Source organism: uncultured Microbulbifer sp., assembly GCF_913055755.1.
GTDB lineage: Bacteria > Pseudomonadota > Gammaproteobacteria > Pseudomonadales > Cellvibrionaceae > Microbulbifer.
The window spans coordinates 1-18,279 of record NZ_CAJXKH010000019.1 but is presented as its reverse complement, the minus strand read 5'-3'; the positions used below and the strand labels follow the sequence as shown (position 1 = coordinate 18,279).

Sequence of the window (18,279 nt, the reverse complement as noted above, 5' to 3'; positions counted from 1 at the left end):
ACTGGATTGCAATAGCACCCAGAGGGCAGCCAAAAGGCTGCCCTTTTTTGTTTTTCTTTGTGCTGGTAGCTGCGTATTTTTCGCGAGAAAGCCCGCTGGAGTGGTCTTCTGGTTATGAGTGGGCAACAAGGTGTTTCTGGATGGTGGATATCAGTTGCGGTAACGACACGGGTTTGGTCAGGTAGTCATCCATACCCGCGCCGAGAGCGGTATCCTTTTGTTCACTGAAAGCAGCGGCCGACAGGCCGATGATCGGTGTCTGTTCGATTTCCGGAGTCTGGCGAATCTCCTTGGTGGCCTCAATACCGCTGATACCGGGTAACTGCACATCCATAAAAATAATATCGGGGCGAAGTTCAGTGGCGCGGGCGATACCATCGTAGCCATTCGCGACAAAGGACACGGTAATTCCCAGATCATCGCAGAAGGCCTGCATCAGGGTCTGGTTGACGGCGTTGTCCTCAAAAACCAGCGCCCTGATACCTTGTACTGACGTGCGCACCTCGCCGCCGGATTCGGGCAAAGGCGCCGCCTGACACCCCTCTCGCAATGGGAGCAGTACACGGAAACAGGTACCTGTATTCGCCTCACTTGTCAGGCTGATTTCCCCCCCGAGGAGCTGTACCAGGCTGTTGGTAATCGGGAGTCCCAGGCCCGTTCCCCCGGACTGACCTGCTGCCGACTTGTCCACCTGTTCAAACGGCTCGAAGATAATCGCCTGTTGCTCCGGGGGAATACCGATCCCGTAATCGATGACTTCGATGGCGAGTTGCGGGCCACCATCTCCGTCTTTGCGGTATTGGAGTGTGATATCAATGGTCGCGCCGGCGGGTGAAAACTTGATCGCATTGCCGATCAGGTTGATCAGAATCTGGGACAATTTGCCCCGGTCACTGCGGATGTATTCCGGCAGGGCTGGATCGATGTCGCACTGTAGCCGGAGCCCCTTGTGGGCAGCCTGGGGTTCGCAGGAGATGAGAATGCACTTTGCTAGTTGGCGCAGTTGGAAGTCCTCGTCTATCGCCTCGATCTTGCCGGCTTCGATACGGGATATATCGAGCACATCGTTGACCAGCTCCGCCAGGCCCTGGCCGCTGATGGCGATCTTTTCCAGGAAGTCGTGAAACTCCCCGGGCAAGCTATGACTGCCGCTGCGATTCAGGAGTACCTGGCTGAATCCGACGATCGCGTTCAGCGGTGTCCTGATCTCGTGGCTCATATTGGTCAGGAACTGCGTTTTGGAGCGACTGTAGAACTCCGCCTTTTCTTTTGCCTGGACCAGCTCGCGCTCCAGAGTCTTGCGCTCCGTAATGTCCAGGATGACCCCGATCAGTCCGGCGAGGCGGCCATCCTTGGTTTCGTACGCGCCTTTGTTAAAAATGACATCGTGCAGGGTGCCGTCGGCATAGACCACTTGGGATTCATAGACCTGGCTCCCTCGCTGGCGCATCAGTTCGATGTCTTTCTCGTGATAGATGCTTGCCTGGGGGCCGGGAGAGACGCCGTACACCGAGCGTCCAACGATTTCTTCCCGCGGCTTGCCGAGGAAGGCCTCAAACGCCCGGTTACAACCGGTGTAAATACCCTCGGCATCCTTGTAGAAAATGGGCGCCGGAATGGCATCCACCAGGATTTGCAGAAATTGCAGCTGGTCAGACAGCGCCTGTTCGGTTGCCTCCCGCTCATTCAGCTCCCGCTGATACTGGGTATTGAGCTTTTCCTGGTGGACCAGCATGGACGCCAGGCGCCTGGTCAGCCGCAGCTGCCAGCTCAGGAGCAGGTAGCAGACAATGCCCATCAGCAGGGTAGCGAGCAATACCCTTGCCGCGGATCCAGCCAATTGCGCGTCTCGGGGTAAACCGGTGAAGATCAACCACTCACCTGCGCCCACCAGGATAAATACGACCAGGCAGCTGGCAAGGAATCGTCGATAGAGCGGTGACTGCACCCATGTTGCGAGTTTCATGGCGTGGTCCGTGATGGTGTTGGTGATTTATCACCCTACCCAAACCGGCGGAACTCGGCAATATGTTACTGTCCCGGCCCGCGGCTGCCCTGAAGCATGGATGGCGTCAGGGCAGGGCGCGGGGTTGGGCGCTAATGCTGCTGGTTGGCGAGTTGATAGGCCTGGCGCAGGAACCCGGTATAGAGGTCGTCACGCTGGTACATATTCAGGTAAAACAGTGCGATCAGATCGCGTTCCGGGTCGATGATATAGGCCGTGCCCATCATGCCGCCCCAGGAATAGGCGGAGTCGGACACCGCCGGTACCGGTTTCTTGTGCGCATTGAATAGCTCGAACCCCAGGCCAAACTGGAAGTGATTGTTCGGGTCTGCGGGCTTGGGGAGTCGGTTGATGCTGGTCATCTGCTCCACGGTTTCCGGCTTCAGGATCCGATGACCATTGAATGTCCCCTTGTTGAGCAGCATCTGGCAGAAACGGGCATAGTCCTCGATGGGGCCGTTCAGGCCGATGGCGCCCTCTGCGTAGGGCTGCTGTGCGCTAACCGCTCCCCGGCTATAGCCCTCCGACCCTGGCACCAGTTTGCCATCCACCAGGCTATAGGGCTTCACGAAGCGTTCCTGCGCCTCGGGGGCGTAGTACCAGTCGGTTTCGTCCATACCCAGCGGGTCCAGCACCTTCTCGCGGACATACTCCTGTAGCGGCTGGCCGGAAATACGTTCGATCAGGTAGCCGAGCATGTTGGTACTGACGTGGTAGTTCCATTCAGAGCCGGGGTCGAAACCGAGGGGATATTTCGCCAGGTCTAGCATTTCTTGTTTCAGGAAGCGCGCCTGGTAATTGCCGCCTCCGGTATGCTGCCCACTGGGCTGGATCTTCGGCTCTTTGCCATCGAACCCCAGTGGCACACCCGGTGTCCCTGTGTCCGCCAGGCGCGCCTGACCGGCGAGCCCGGCATTCAAGCCAGAGGTATGTGACATCAGGTGGACAAACGTCATGGGGGTAGTGGCGGGACGTGTTTCGTAGCTGCCGTCGTCATTGATGGCAGTGATTACCCGATCTGAGATACCGGGAAAGTACTTGGACACCGGATCGTTGATATCCACCAGGCCCTGTTCCACCAGAGTCATGAAGGCAACGGTGGTAATGGCTTTGGTCTGGGAAAACAGGACGTAATAGTCTTCCACGGAAGCGGGGATGCGATTCTCCTTGTCTTTCCAGCCAAAGGCGTTGGAATAAATGATTTCACCACCCACGGCCACAAAGCCGGCGAGACTGCTGGCCTTTTCTTCGTCGACAAAAGATTGCAGTAGAGTATCTAGGCTCTCTATTGCCTTTCCTTGCTGCGGGTCTTTTGTTTCTTTTATGGAAAACTGTTGCGGTAGCTGGTGTTTTGGTTCTGGCTCTGCCGCATGAACGGCGGCGCTGGCGGCGATTAATAAAGACACCGCTGTGATTGTTATTTTCCCAAAAGTCATGAATCTGATCGTTCCTGTTGTTTAACGAAAAAGGGCGCTCCGAAGAGCGCCCTTGAAAGTGCGGAACATTACTGTTCGCTGAGCAACTCCGCTTCGTACAGGGCGACGACGTCGTCGGCGGACACTGCGTAGTCGTAGACCTTCACTTCATCCATCATACCGGCATAGGGTGTGTCCCAGTAGTTCACACCCAGCGCAAAATGGCGTTCCGCGGCCGGGCCGAAAACATCCGGGAAATTGCTGCCGGAGAACGCGCGCTCACCGTTAATGAATACACTGACTTCACCGTTGTCGACGGTGACGGCCAACTGGCTCCAGGCATCCTGCGGGATCTGGATGCCTGTATTGGCGTCAAACCAGGCGGTACCAGACCACAACATGGTGTCTTCACCGAAGCCATTGGGCAGCAGGCTGATCCAGCTGCTGTCAGTGGCCCAGCCGAAGAAACTCGTGGTGTAGGCGGTCAGTGCCGACGGGCTCAGCCACAGGGTAAAGCTGTAGTTGTGATCTGTGATCAAATCGTCCGGCAGCAGGATGCCGGAAGCGCCGTCAAAGTTCGCAGCCTGCCCGATCACGCCTTCGGCATAGGTAATCGTGCCCCCGGCCTCGGTAATCAGCTTGCCGACCACGGTGCCCGCTCCGAAGTTGCCGGTAGACTCATCCAGGTTCTGCTCGAAGCTGTAGTGGGCCACAGGTTCCGGCAGGCCGGTGGATTTTACGGTGGCGTTGAAGGTTTTGCTGTCCTGGGCGCCGTTCAGGGTCAGGGTGGCGGTGAGGGTAACCTCGGCATCCGCACCTTCCGGGCGGGTTACCAGGGCGGTGTCACCGGCCACTTCGATGACCGCGGGGTTGGATGAGCTCCAGCTGATCGCGGCGGCGTAGGGCCCGGTTACCGGCAGCTGCAGACTTTCAGCGACCGCGGACAGGTCGCCCAGGTCGAGAATCGCAGTGGCGGAAGCCAGCAGTTCCGCATCGGATTTGTTGTCGATATCCAGGAACCTCACTTCCTCGGCGGTGAGCGCAGCTTCATAAATTTTCAGCTCATCGATCATGCCGTTGAAGGGCAGATCCCAGTAATTGACGCCGAGGGCGAACTTGCCGCCGGAACCATTGATGTCAGGGCCGGTAAAGAAGTCGCTGAGGTTGCCGCCGGAAAACTTCTGTTCGCCGTTCAGGTAAACGCTGACCAGCCCTTTGTTGACCGAGAAAGCCATGTGGGTCCAGGTGCCCTCCGGGATGCGTTCGCCCGCGGAGCCGTCGAACCAGGCTTCACTGCCGCTCCACAACATGGTGTTTTCGTCCCAGCTCTGGGGCAGGAAACTGATCCAGTTGTTGGAGAAGGGCACTCCGTTCTCGTCGGTCTGTTCGTTTACCGCACCGAAGAAGGCGGTGGTCAAGCCGGTGATCACGGTGGGGTTGGTCCAGAAGGAAACCGTGTATTCGTAGTTGTTGATCAGGCCTTCCGGCAGCAGTACGCCGTTGCTGCCATCCAGTTGCAGCGCCTGCCCATCCTGACCGGCGGCATAGGTGATGCTTCCGCTGTTGTGGATGCGGTCACCGGTTGCCGTGCCCGGGTCGAGGCGGCCGGCGGACTCGGTCAGGTCATTCTCGAAAGGGAACCAGGCCGTGCGGTTGTAGGGCTGGCGTTCCGGGATGGTGACATCAAATGTTTTACTGCTGATCACCCCGTTGAGATCGATATCGGCGGTAACGGTGACCGTCTGATCCCCTTCTCCCACATTCGGGCGCACCACGCTGCCGTCGGGCTTGATGACCCGCTCATTGCTGCTGCTCCAGGAAATGGTGGCAGCGCGGGTTCCGCGGACGGGCAGCTGCAGGCTGTTGTCGGTGGTACTGGTGGGCAGGGCGAGGGCATCGCTGATATTGGCGATGGCTTCCGAATCGCTGAGGTTGTCCATTCTGGAACCCCAGATGGATTCCCCGCTGCCTGAAACCGCACTGAATACCGGCACCAGCTTGCTGGACATTTCATTCCACTGCCATTGGGTGACACCTTCGTACTCCACGGTGGTGCCGTCGATATCGAGGCTGAAATGGATCAGCTTCGGATTCTCAACGTCGTGCACATACCCACCGCTCACTTCGCCACTGACAGTACCGTCGCCGTTCAGGGTGACGTACAGGGTCTGCTTGGCGGTGCGGTTGATGTCCTTGCCGTGGTTGATGAACTTGTAGGTGCCGTTCAGGTCGTTGCTGTCGACGATATTGTCGCCATCGATCGGTGCATAGCGCTGTGGCGAGGCCACCAGCCAGCCGTCCGCGTTCACGTACAGCTCGTGTACCCGCACCGAGTGCTGCTCACCGCGATTGGGGAAGCGGGTGTGGGTGATCAGCAGGTGCTGGCCGGTTGCTTCGTCGTAGTAGGCGGAGTTGTGGCCGGGAGCCAGGTAACCGCGACTGGCAACGGAGTCGCCTACATCGGATTCAAATTCAAAGCCGCCCATCAGCTTTACGCCGTAGGGCGCAATGCTGTCCCAGTTGCCGCGGGCCTCGGCCATGTCGTTGCCCTCGGCATCCAGGAAAGGGCCGTCGGGGTTTCTGGAGCGGGCAATGCGGATGTTGTAGCCATCGGTGGAGACAAAGCCGCCGAAGGACATAAACAGGTAGTAGTAGTCGCTCTCGGGGCTGTACAGCATGTAAGTGCCCTCGATGGCGCTGTGGTCGCCGCCGGTGAGGTGCTTGCCGAAGCCCTGACCCGGCACGGGCTTGCCGGTGGTTTCGTCCATTTCCAGGATAAAGATACCGCCGGAATAGGAGCCATAGGTCATCCACAGCTTGCCTTCCTTGTCATAGAAGACATCCGGGTCAATGGCGTTGGGGTGAATCCTGGGGTCGTATTCGGCACCGGTGAAGCCGTCGGGGCCATAACCTGCCGCCAGTTCTTCCGGCGTCATACCGGAGCGCATGAAGATACCCAGGTCGGTGTAGGGTCCCTCGATGGTGTCGGCTACCGCGACGCCGAGGTAAGAGCGCGGGGCGTTGCAGTCACCGGCCTCGCTCGCCGGGTTGGCGCAGTGGTTGTAATAAAAGTAGTACTTGCCGTCATTCAGCTTGATGACGTCTGCCGCCCAGGAGCCCTGGTGGCCGCCGACCCACTCCAGGCCTTCAGATATTTCACTGGCGTAGGTGTTGAACAGGGGATTCTGGTCGTTCACGCCTTCGGCGACAAAGTCCCAGGTCATCAGGTTGGTGGATTTGGCCGCGGCCAGGTGAGAGCCGAACACATAGTAGGTGCCGTCGTCATCGCGGATCACCGATGGGTCGTGTACGCCCATATCGTTGTAGGCGATCACGCTGGCGTCGGCACTGGGGTCTGCCGTATCCGGCACCAGTTCGCGCTCGGGCTCAGGTTCCGGTTGTGGCTCAGGCTTGAGGATGGGGCCGCCGTTGTCGCCGCCTCCGGGGCCGGAATCGAAACAGCCTGTGGTCGATAAAAGGGTGGATATAACAACGGCCAGGCAGCTGGCCCGGTTGAAGGTCTTCATGGGTGGTGTCCCTCTTGTATTTATTATCTGGAGTTTCTCTCCGCTATTTCCCCTCCCGCCGCGCTCAAAACCTATGCACGTAAAAGGGCGCCGGTAGCAGTGATCGCCACAGATGGCTGGTCGCTCCGGCCAGGGGAGGCCCAATCTTGCCAATGGAGGTATGGTATTACAATAATATTTTGTGGCGAGCTCTTGCGTTCACGGCTGTGTTTGCGGCCGTTGTGACCTGTCTGGCGCGTGATGAACCAGAATCTGTTGATTATTTGTACGGTTTCTGAGGAAATATGTGCCACCGGACGCTTTCCCGTTGATGCCACAGGTCGCGGGGAATCCGGAGAAAACGGTAGATATTGGCCGAAAGGGGGCAGAAAAGCGGGTGTTAACCCCGTCTTGGTGCAGACTTCCCCACCATTGGCGGGGGAAGCGGGTGTCGGTAAGTCAGCTACTGCGCGTTATGCAGGATAATAGGTCATAAAGTATAACAAATTTGCGTTTTTCCCCGTTGACGCCCCCAGATTTAGTGGCTAGCATGGCCAATCATAATACAAATGGTCTGGAGGGTAACTCCGGGCCTGCACCCAAAGGGTGCAATACAAACCGAGCTCCGGCTAACCGGCGCCGAAAATAATAAAGACTCTGAGAGAAGAGGTTGAGCGATGATCGAGCCGCGTATCACCCGCGTGCCCGCTGCCAGTATCCTGGCGGTTTCCGTGCGCCCTTCCTCTATGGCCGTGCCCCGAAACGGCGCTCTCCTGCCCGAAACCGAGATGGGTTACGCGTTCAACGAGCGCTCTCTGACCCGTAGTGCCAGTACCCCCTTCCCGAATTGCCGCAAACCTGTTGCAGGTTTCGGTAGATGGGAGGCCGCTGGCGGGATACCGCGCTGAGGTTTTTGCGCGGAGATCGCAGGGGTGGCAATAACCCCCTTCCCTGCGGTCCGGCAACACAATAACAACACCCCTGATGGGAGAGAAACTATGTTCAAGCGACATCTACTCAGTTCATCTATTGCGATGGTGACTGCGTTCGGTGGTTTCAGTGCAGCAGTTCAGGCTCAGAACACCAGCTACGATGCAGAGATGGATGAATCCTCGGCGCTGGAAGAGGTAGTGGTTACCGGCGTGCGGGCGAGTCTCGAAAAAGCAATCAATATCAAGCAGCAGAAGTTCGAGATCGTCGACTCCATCGTTGCGGAAGATATCGGTAAATTCCCCGACAACAACGTGGTCGAGGCCCTGCAGCGGGTTGCCGGTGTTCAGGTCACTGACCGCGGAACCGGCGAAGTGAATACCGTGTCCATTCGCGGCCTTACCGACGTTACCACCACCGTGAATGGCCGCCAGATCTTTACCGCCTCCGGCCGCTCCGTGGCACTGGCCGATATTCCTGCCAGCCTGCTGAAAGGCGTGGACGTATACAAGACCCGTTCCGCCAGCCAGCTGGAAAGCGGCATCGCCGGCCAGATCGATATTCACACTCAGCGCCCGTTTGATTTCGACGGCAGCAAGGTTGTACTGGCCGCGCGCGGCATCAACCAGGAACAGGCGGATTCTACCGACCCGGTACTGAGCGGCCTGTTCAGCAACACCTGGGAGACCGGTATTGGCCGCGTCGGCGCACTGGTGAACGTCTCCTACGCGGAAACCAACTACCGCGACCAGAGCATCACCCCGGGTGCCGTGGTGCCGTTTGTGACTGCCGATGTTGACGGTGTACCGGGCAACTGGGCAGCCTACGAGCGAGTTTTCCTGTCCCGGGGAGATAACCCGGACACCCCTGAAAATGAAGCCATCGCGGAAAACCCCATCTGGGCTCCGGGCCTGGAAAGCGGCCTGCCCTACGGCGAAGGCTCCACTCTTACCATGAACGGCGAGGAAGTACCCTATATCCTCGGCCGTGACGCCATCTTTGCCAGCGACTTCACCGGTAAGCGCGAGCGCCCGGCAGCGAACGTCTCCGTGCAGTGGGCCCCGGACGAAACCTCCGAATACTATGTGGAAGCCTTCTATAACGGTTACCGCAACGAGTCATTCAACTCCCTCAGCTTCACCTTTGCAGACTGGTGGGGTGACAACAGCAGTCTGCCCATGGGTGGCGAAGTGGAGCTGTTCCCCGGTACCAATGTGGTCAAGCGCCGCGACGTGGATCACCCGTACGGCTTTGCCAGCGGTGACCTGACCGTTTCCCAGACCGACAGCTATGTGTTTGCACTGGGGGGCAACAAGGACATCTCCGATACTTTCCGCATCAAGTCGGAAGTGGTTTACCAGGAGAGTGAATACACCACCGACTTCCTCGCCATGCGTATCGACCGCGTTTCCTATGGCATCGGTGTCGACTTCAACGACAACGGTGGCCTGCCGGCGCTGGAGTACTACGACGATCCGACCACTGCGGATATCGACGAGAGCGATCTCACTGACACCTCCCAGTGGAATGTCGCCCAGCTGTATGACAACGGCGGTAGCCGCGAGGGTGATGCGCTCACCGTTACCTTCGATGGTGAGCTGGACGTTGAGTTCGGGCCGATCAACCAGGTCAAGTTTGGCCTGCGTCACGACAGCCGTGGTGCTTCCGAGACCACCCGCGGCCAGGATGCCTTCCTGGGTCGCCCGATGAGTGACCTGAGTGATGACCTGGCCTACGTCAACGAAGGATTCTTCGATGGTCGTGCAGACATCCCGACCAGTTGGGTAGTGCCGGACGGTTACTACATCTACAACAACCGCGATGAGTTCCGCGAGCTCTACGGCCTGGAAGCCGAGGCACTGGAAAAGACCTTCGAGATCGACGAGGCCACCACCTCGGTATACGCGCAAGCACAGTTCGAAACCCAGTTCCTGAACCGCGACTTTGACGGTCAGTTTGGCCTGCGCTACGTGACCGCAGACACCGATATGCAGTTCTACGATATCGACCTGGACACGCAGAGCACCGCCGACACCAGCGTTTCCAACCTGCTGCCGAGCCTGGTGATGCGCTATCACCTGACCGATGACCTGATGGCCCGTTTCGCCTATACCGAAACCGTGCGTCGCCCGGAGTTCTTCCAGCTGAACTCCTTCATCTACTACTACGATGACGTGACCAACATTGGCTACGGTACCGCCAGCGGTGGCAACCCGGACCTGCAGCCGGTGGAGTCCCAGAACTTCGACTTCTCCCTGGAGTGGTACTTCGCAGAATCCAGCGCGCTTTACGGCACCCTGTTCCGTCGCAATATCGACGGTCTGGTGTACGACTCCGTCAACCGGGTGATGTACCAGGCCCCGGATGCCAGCGAGCCTTATCCGTATGTGCTGTCCCAGCCTGACAACACCTCCGACGGTGTGCTCGAAGGGTTGGAACTGGGTGTAGTTTACTTCCCGCAGAACCTGCCAGATCTGCTGGACGGTTTCGGTATTCAGGCCAGCTTTACCGCGCTGGACTCCGACCAGCAGATTCCGGTATACAACGATGAGGGCGAGAAGGTTGGTACTGACTCCACCCCGATGTTCGGTGTGTCCGACACCTCCTACAGCGTGGTACTGGCGTACGACAAAAACGACCTGGATATGCGTCTTTCATACGTGTGGCGTGATGACTTCCTCAACAACTACGAGGCTCGTCAGTTTGCCAACCCGCTGGGCGTATACCGCCATGGCGAGACCAGTCTGGACTTCCAGGCCAGCTACGACGTAATGGACAACCTCACCTTCACCTTTGATGCAACCAACCTGACGGATGAGGAGTATCAGAGCTACTACGAGGATCCCACCGTGTACAACTTCGGCAACGCGATTTACAGCCGTACCTTCGCACTGGGCGCCCGTTACTCCTTCTAAATTCTCCGTGGACTAGTACCGCGACCTTCCTTGCAGGCAGCCTTCGGGCTGCCTTTTTTGTTTCGGAGAACGCATGTTGATCGATATGAAAGGTAAGGGTGGGTTTTGTGTGTGCGACTTCTTTAACGAAAATCCGCGCAAGAAATGGCGTTTAATTGCACGCAAATAAAAACAACTCTGCGATAAGCAATAAATGTAACTGATTTTGTCAGATTGTTAGGTGCTTATCCCTACTTATTTCATTTTTTAAATCGCATATCCTGTCTTGCTGATTTTTTTATTCTTCCCGGTTTGGTGTATGTAATAAAAGATCAATATCCGGGTTTTCACCGGGCCTTTGCTGCAATTATTTGTAACTTATTGAGCTTTAAGTAAGTTTTTAGATTTTCGGCAGGGCAATGGATCGTTGCTCCTTTAATGGCACAGTCGCTTGTAAAACGGGCGGTTAAATTCTGAACATTTCTCAATTGAGAGCTTTCGCTCCCTGTTCGTTGAAGTTTATGTGTTGGGAGATGTGAACGGTTACTTGGGGGTGGCTGTTTATATCGTTGCACTTCCAGGCTTTAGGGGTGATTGCGAAGCCTAACGATCCATAGAAAAACAGGAGAGTTACAATTGAAAAATAAATTCAGGAAGGGGTTACTGGCAGCAACTATCGGCATGACAGTTTATTGCGGATCTGCGTTTGCAGATACTGGTGCGCTGCGCATTACTGTTACGGATGCGGCAGGAAATCCAGTTGCAGGTGCGGTGGTGGATGTCCACACGTCGGAGAGTTTGACCGCCAAAAAAGGGGTGACTGACGAAAATGGCGAAATCCGCCTGATGGGGCTGGATCCTTCCGCCAAATATGAAGTAGAAATTAGTGGCACCGGTTACCAGCCAGTTAAGAGCGAAAACGTACTTGTGGTTTCCGGGCAGAGCTACGCGCTCAACTATGAGCTGAATTCTCTGGGTGAGAGCATAGAAGAGATTGCGGTGATTGGTCAGCAGGTGCAGATGGTGGATTCTACCTCTACCATTGTTGGCCAGGATATTACCCTGGATCTGACCGAGTCCCTGCCGACAGGGCGCGACTATCAGTCTTACCTGCAGCTGGCGCCGGGCACCAAGCCGTCAATTGGAGGGAACCCCTCTTCCAAATCCGGTGTTAACTACTCCGATGCGGTGGACTCCAAGGGCCGCACCTCAGGCTCTTCTTCCGACAACTTCTATTACATCGACAACGTCAATGTTACCGACAATGTGACCGGTACTTTTGGCGCCAACGTGAACTCCGAAATTATTCAGGAGCAGCACGTCCTGACCGGGGGTATGCCGGCGGAGTACGAAGGTGGTGCCGGCCTGGTTTCCCGAGTTGTCACCAAGTCGGGTAGCAACGAGTTCCACGGTTCCGTGAACTACTATACGCAGAATGACAGTCTGGTTGCTGACAACAAGCACGTTGAAGGTAACAGCTTTTCGACTTTTGACAGCGCGTTCACCATGGGTGGCCCGATCATCAAGGACAAGCTGTGGTTCTTTACTTCTTACCAGATAAAGGAGCGTGAAGACGACGTATTCAACCCGGATACCAGCGAATTCATGCGCTCCGTTAAGCGGACCAGCGATCTGGGCTTTGCCAAGCTGACCTGGCAGGCGACCGAAAACGATAAGCTTGTTGGCACCTTCTTCAACGACCCGACAGAGATCAGCGGTTCTCAGCAAACCGCGACTCTGAACAACCGCGACCGCGCTCAGAAACAAGGTGGCGATAACTACAAGCTTGAGTACTCGCACTCCTGGGACAATATGATCCTGACTCTGGAGGCCGCGAGTCACGAAGGCGAAATCAGTAGTATTGCTGCGGACAAGTCTACCCGCAATGATGTTGCCTACATGGGCGGTAACCCGACACTGGAGAATATCGAACGCGGCGGTTACGGTTCCGATACTATCCAGTTCCGCAACAAGGATATGTGGGCTGCCACCTTCGAGTATTTCCTGGATACGAATTGGGGTAGCCATGAGCTGAAAGCAGGTTACACCTTCACGGAAAATGAGCGCTTTGTTAATAGCCTCTATAGTGGTGATGGGGCTCAGTATTCATCTATCTCGATGGCCAACAGCGGTGTTACTGTGGCTGATCTGACGGGCGGAAGCTGGACTGGTCCGGTTGAGCTGGTAACTGACGACTACGCACGTATCATCGACGCCATGACCGAGAGCGCGGATTCCGCGTATTACCTGGGTCTGCTGGATACCGATAGCAGCGGTACCATCAGCAATGCTGAACTGGAAGCGCTGACTTTTGCTAGCTCCGCAGGTAACCCGGGTGATTCCATCAACGTGTACCGTATCGCCCAGACCGAGACGGCACCATACTCCCTGAAAACCGAAGGTTCCGCCTTTTATGTTCAGGACAGCTGGAACTACGACAAGTGGAGCGTAAACCTCGGTTTGCGCGCAGAGCAGTGGGAGCACTTCGCGACTACCGGTGACAACATTCATACGTTTGATTGGGAAATCGCTCCGCGCGTCGGCGTAACCTATGACATCAACGGTGATGGCAGCAGCAAGGTATGGGGCTTCTACGGTCGCTATTACGACCCGATTCGTACCGATATGACTTCCTTCGCGGGTACCCTTACCGGTTCCGTGCGTGAGGAGCAGATTTTCGTTGGTGATCGTTGGCTGACATACCGTACCCGTGGCGGCACCAAGGCTGGTCAGGACGCATTCTTCGCGCCCAGCACTAAAACTCCGTATACCGACGAGTTCCTGGTCGGTTACGCGATGACCTTTGGTGATGACATGAGTGCCGAGGTGACCTACACCAACCGCGTATCCGAGGACCTGTTGGAAGACTACGATCTCGGTCTTTACACTGATCCCTCGCACGCTGGAGATTTCACTCTGCCGCTGTCTTACTTCGGCTACAGTGAAATTCCGGACTCCAACTACGTAATTGCGACCCTCGAAGGTGGCAAGCGCGAGTACCAGGGTGTGGAATTTACCTTCCGCAAGCGTCGTAGTGATAACTGGCAAATGCTGGCCTCCTATACGTACAACCTGGCCGAAGGTAACTCCAACTCTGACGGTAATGCCGATTTCCAGGGCGATGTACTCTGGCTGGATCCGCGCGCGCCGGGTATGTGGGGCGATCAGCCGGGTAATATCGAGCACCTGTTCAAGGTTGCCGGTTCTTACTTCTTTAGCAATGGCATTGAGCTGGGTCTGGTATACAACTGGAACTCAGGTCTGCGCTACAGCAATACCTGGTCGGTTGCAGGTCGTCACCTGCCCGACTTGGGAGAGACGTACGAGTACGGCGGTGTTGAGTCAGTCTGGGTAGACGAGAATGCGGTTGGTTCCAATGTCGCCAGCTCTTATGGAACCCTGGACGCTCGTGTGAAGTACTCTTACCAACTGGCAGGTTACGAGGCGGAATTCTTCCTGGATATCTTCAACGTATTTGATGACCAGGCAGGTATTCGCGAGCAGGATCTGACCGCAGGCGACGGGCAGTACGGCTTTGGCCAGGCGGTTGAGTGGGTTTCTCCACGTCGGTTCTACCTGGGTACACGCGTATCTTTCTAAGAGTCACGTAACGTAAGCGTCAATACATGATGTAAGTAAAAGCGGGAGGCATAGCCTCCCGCTTTTGTTTTCGTCCTTACAAACCAGGTGAAAGCGCGGGTTTTATTTAGCTCCCGGTTCTGTTGCTGTGCGTTTTCTTGAGTAAAAAATAGCCGAAAGTACATTTTTTTAATGGCCAAATAAACTTTTTTAAAATAAGGAAGGTTTTTCAGTTTTTTCTTTATTTTAGGTTATTTATTTCTTTCTGGTCTTCTTTACATTTTGTTTGTCCCAGTTTTTCCATAATTTCAATTTTTATATCTCGCGCCTCGTGGTGGGGCTCTTGGCGCTTCATTGCGGTGCGCTTTGCAGTTGCGTGGGACGTCGCGCCAAATTTTTCCCTTTTATTTGTGACAGTTTTTCTTTATTGCCGTTGAATTTATGACGGATATATTTTTTATCTGCACAGGAATGGACGAATATGGCTAAATGACAGGATGGAATGCAAATGGAGGGGGTGGGGGTTTTGCTCGTTAGGGGTATGTGTTGGGTATATGGCCGCTGGGGGGCGGTCATACACGACAAGCTCAAAAAAAACGAAGACCAAAGGGGGTCTCTATATGAGTTCTACTCGCAATCTGCGTCACAACCTCGCTCGCAGTGCCCTGGCTCTGGCCATCGGTACTGCAGCAATTGCCAGTGCTCCGGCAGTATTTGCTCAGAGTACTACCGGCTCTATCTACGGTTCTGCGCCGGCTGGCTCTACCATCGTCGTTAAGAACAAAAGTGGCTTTAGCCGCACTGTCACCGTAGATGAATCCGGTCGCTATAACCTGGGTTCTCTGCCGGTTGGCGAATACGTGGTTACTGCTGAACAAGACGGCGAATCCGTTGGCACACGCAGCGTTCCTGTGCGCGTTGGTTCCGGCTCCGATGCTTCTTTCGGCGAAGACGCCATGATGGAAGTTGTGGAAGTTGTCGGCACAGCAGGCCTGCCGCCGATCGACGTTACTTCAACTGACGCTCGCGTCGTGATTACCTCTGACGATCTGAAGCGCATGCCGATCGCTCGTTCCGCAGAGAGTATTGCTCTGCTGGCCCCGGGTGCCAACGCCGGTGCCAGCGGCTACTTCGGTAACATGGTTTCTTTCGGTGGTTCTGGTATTTCCGAAAACGCCTATTACATCAACGGCTTCCTGGCCAATGATCCGCTTTCCAACCTGGGTGGCTTCAGCCTGCCGTTCGGTGCGATCGACCAGCAGGAAACCTACACCGGCGGTTACGGCGCCAAGTACGGCCGCTCTTCTGGTGGCGTAATCAACCAGGTTGGTGCGCGTGGCGACAACGAGTGGCATTACGGTGCACAGGTTGTATTCGAACCGAAAGGTCTGAAATCCGACAAGCCCGACACCTATTTCCAGAGTATGGATCTTCCGGAAGGCTACGAATATACCGACCCGAGCATCGTTGGTGCCCTGCGTGAGCCCGGCAAGAACAACCTCTCCTGGAGCAATACTTACAGCGCCTACTTCAGCGGTCCGCTGATTCAGGACAAGCTGTTTGCATTTGTCTCCACCGAAACCGAGATGGGCGAATCGGAAAACGCTCCGACCTATGAAGCAGCTCCGCGGGTAACCGACGCCGAAAGCGAAAACAGCAAGATCTACGCCAAGCTGGACTGGTTCATTACCAGTGATCACCTGCTGGAATACACCTACATGGGTGAAAAGGAAACCTGGGACGGTACCTACACCGAGTGGGATTTCGAGACTTCGTCCCGTGGTGAAAGACTGGAAGCTGCGCCCAACTCTGATACCAATGAAAGCGCGTTCCAGATCCTGAACTATACCGGCTTCCTGGCCGAGAACCTGACCCTGAACGCGATGTACGGCCGCGGCGACTTCAGCTACAAAAATGAGCTGGCTGGTGACGCGGTTTACCCATACATCTCCGCTTACACCAACCAGGACCCGAGCATTGTCGGTGACAATCCGGTGGCAAACCGCGCTGGTGGCTATCGTGGTCGTGACGGTGAAGACACCACCGAAGGCTACCGCCTGAACCTGGAATGGGTACTGGGTGACCACGCTCTGACTTTCGGTATCGACAATATGTCGTTTGAAGCCGCAAACGAGGGTACCTCGCAGCTGACTGATGTGTGGATCTACAGCCGTGCGGCGGATCCGAGTGCACCGATCAACGCTACCCTGAACGTCGGCGCTCCCGGTGGCGATGGCTACTACGTACAGAGCTATATCTACCAAGACGCCACCAGCATGAAGCTGGACCAGGATGCGTACTACTTCGAAGATCGCTGGCAGGTGACCGATGAGGTAATGCTGTCTCTGGGTCTGCGTAACGATAAGTTCACCAACTACAACCTGGATGGCGACCCCTACCTGGAATCTGACGACCAGTGGGCACCTCGCCTGGGCGCAGCTTGGGACGTATTCGGCGATTCCTCTCTGAAGGTTTACGCCAACGCAGGTCGCTATTACCTGGCCATGCCGAATAACGTTGCGATCCGTGGTGCTTCCGCCTCTACTTATACTCGTGAGTACTTCACGTACAGCGGTGTGGATTCCGAGACTGGTGCGCCTACCGGCTTGACCGCTCTGGGCCCGGGCCCGGTTTCTGCCAACGGTGAATACGGCCAGGCAATCGATCCGCTGGCATTCGCTCCGTCCGACCTGGAAAACATGTACCAGGACGAGTACCTGGTGGGCTTCGAGAAGACCCTGGGTGACGACTGGACTTACGGTGCGAAGTTCACCTTCCGTGACCTGAAGTCAGGTATTGACGATGTGTGCGACCCTTACCGCATGATCGACAAGCTGGGCGAAATGGGCGTGGACTACAACACTGTGGATTGGCAGTACTGCTACATGTTCAACCCGGGTGGCAGCAACACCTTCAGCATGGCCAACTTCGACGAAAACGGTAACCCTAACGGTACCCGTACCGAAGTAACCATGACCGCCGATGACTGGGGTATGCCCGACCTGAAGCGTCAGTACAAGGCTTTTGACCTGTTCCTCGAGCGTGAGTTCGATGGCAAGTGGGAAGCGCGTGTTGACTACACCTACAGCACGCTCGAGGGTAACACCGAGGGTCAGGTGAAATCCGAGTTCGGTCAGGACAATATCTCCAAGACCCAGGACTGGGACGTTGCTGAGCTGATGCAGTTCTCCGACGGCTACCTGGCAAACGACCGTCGCCACCAGCTGAAGATCCGCGGTAGCTACATGATCACCGAAGAGCTGATGGTGGGTGCCAACGCGCGCATCATGTCCGGTATGCCGGTCAGCTGCCTGGGTTATTTCAATCCGAATGGCCAAATCGACGAAGCGTCCGAAGCTGGTGACCCCGTTGGTTACGGTGCCAGCTACCACACCTGCTTCGGCAGCGTGGCAGAGCCGGGTGACGAGCGTACTCCGTGGACCCGCAACCTGGACCTGAGCGTGACTTACACTCCGGCCATTATGGATAACAAGCTGAGTCTGAGCCTGCAGGTCTTCAATGCTCTCAACGAAGACAAGGCGACCCAGCTGGATGTGACTTCAGAAGATGCTCCGTACACCGTCAGCAACACTTACCGGGTGCCCCTGGCTTACCAGACTCCCCGTTACGCAATGCTGTCTGCGACTCTGAACTTCTAATAAGCCGCAACTTGTCAGATCAGCTGCCTGAATCGCTCCTGTAACGGGAGCCTTTCAGGGCAGCTGTCGCTTACCAGCCCCGATCAATTGATCGGGGCTTTTTTATTTGTGTCAGAAAAAGTGAGAGAAATAAAAAAGCCCGCAAGTTGCGGGCTCTTTATTGATTGCCTGTGTGAATCAGGTCTTGATCTTCTTGTACTGCATCCGATGCGGCGTAGCATTCTCCCCGTTGCGCGCCACAAAATCTTCGTGGTACTCGGTGTAATTGCCCTCGAAGAACACCACATTACT

At 56.0% G+C, this 18,279-nt stretch carries 6 protein-coding genes; 3 read left to right on the top strand and 3 right to left on the bottom strand.

Going from position 1 to position 18,279, the window contains the following annotated elements:
• Positions 1-112: 112 nt before the first annotated feature.
• The 3 genes from QZ511_RS05410 to QZ511_RS05400 all read right to left on the bottom strand — a co-directional run bounded on the left by QZ511_RS05410 (position 113) and on the right by QZ511_RS05400 (position 6,947).
• Complete coding sequence (locus QZ511_RS05410) at positions 113-1,966, bottom strand: ATP-binding protein (RefSeq protein ID WP_295800108.1); 1,854 nt, start codon at positions 1,964-1,966, stop codon at positions 113-115.
• A gap of 131 nt (positions 1,967-2,097) precedes the next feature.
• Positions 2,098-3,411 (bottom strand): serine hydrolase, encoded by a 1,314-nt coding sequence (locus QZ511_RS05405; RefSeq protein WP_295800105.1) that lies wholly within the window; start codon positions 3,409-3,411, stop codon positions 2,098-2,100.
• 98 nt (positions 3,412-3,509) lie between these two features.
• Positions 3,510-6,947 carry a LamG-like jellyroll fold domain-containing protein gene (locus tag QZ511_RS05400; RefSeq protein WP_295800102.1) on the bottom strand — a complete coding sequence of 1,146 codons (3,438 nt, stop codon included), beginning with the start codon at positions 6,945-6,947 and terminating at the stop codon, positions 3,510-3,512.
• A gap of 977 nt (positions 6,948-7,924) precedes the next feature.
• Here QZ511_RS05400 and QZ511_RS05395 point away from each other — a divergent pair.
• The 3 genes from QZ511_RS05395 to QZ511_RS05385 all read left to right on the top strand — a co-directional run bounded on the left by QZ511_RS05395 (position 7,925) and on the right by QZ511_RS05385 (position 17,988).
• Entirely contained in the window at positions 7,925-10,771 is a 2,847-nt protein-coding gene (locus QZ511_RS05395; protein WP_295800099.1) for a TonB-dependent receptor, read from the top strand.
• 660 nt (positions 10,772-11,431) lie between these two features.
• A complete protein-coding gene (locus QZ511_RS05390; RefSeq protein ID WP_295800096.1) occupies positions 11,432-14,350 on the top strand; it encodes a TonB-dependent receptor in 2,919 nt (972 codons plus the stop codon).
• A gap of 599 nt (positions 14,351-14,949) precedes the next feature.
• Entirely contained in the window at positions 14,950-17,988 is a 3,039-nt protein-coding gene (locus tag QZ511_RS05385) for a TonB-dependent receptor (RefSeq protein ID WP_295800093.1), read from the top strand.
• The last annotated feature ends 291 nt before the right edge of the window (positions 17,989-18,279 follow it).

Bases quoted from the DNA above. Each gene is read 5' to 3' on its own strand.
- QZ511_RS05410 (WP_295800108.1), bottom strand. From the start codon at position 1,966: ATGAAACTCGCAACATGGGTGCAGTCACCGCTCTATCGACGATTCCTT.
- QZ511_RS05390 (WP_295800096.1), top strand. From the start codon at position 11,432: ATGACAGTTTATTGCGGATCTGCGTTTGCAGATACTGGTGCGCTGCGC.
- QZ511_RS05400 (WP_295800102.1), bottom strand. From the start codon at position 6,947: ATGAAGACCTTCAACCGGGCCAGCTGCCTGGCCGTTGTTATATCCACC.
- QZ511_RS05395 (WP_295800099.1), top strand. From the start codon at position 7,925: ATGTTCAAGCGACATCTACTCAGTTCATCTATTGCGATGGTGACTGCG.
- QZ511_RS05385 (WP_295800093.1), top strand. From the start codon at position 14,950: ATGAGTTCTACTCGCAATCTGCGTCACAACCTCGCTCGCAGTGCCCTG.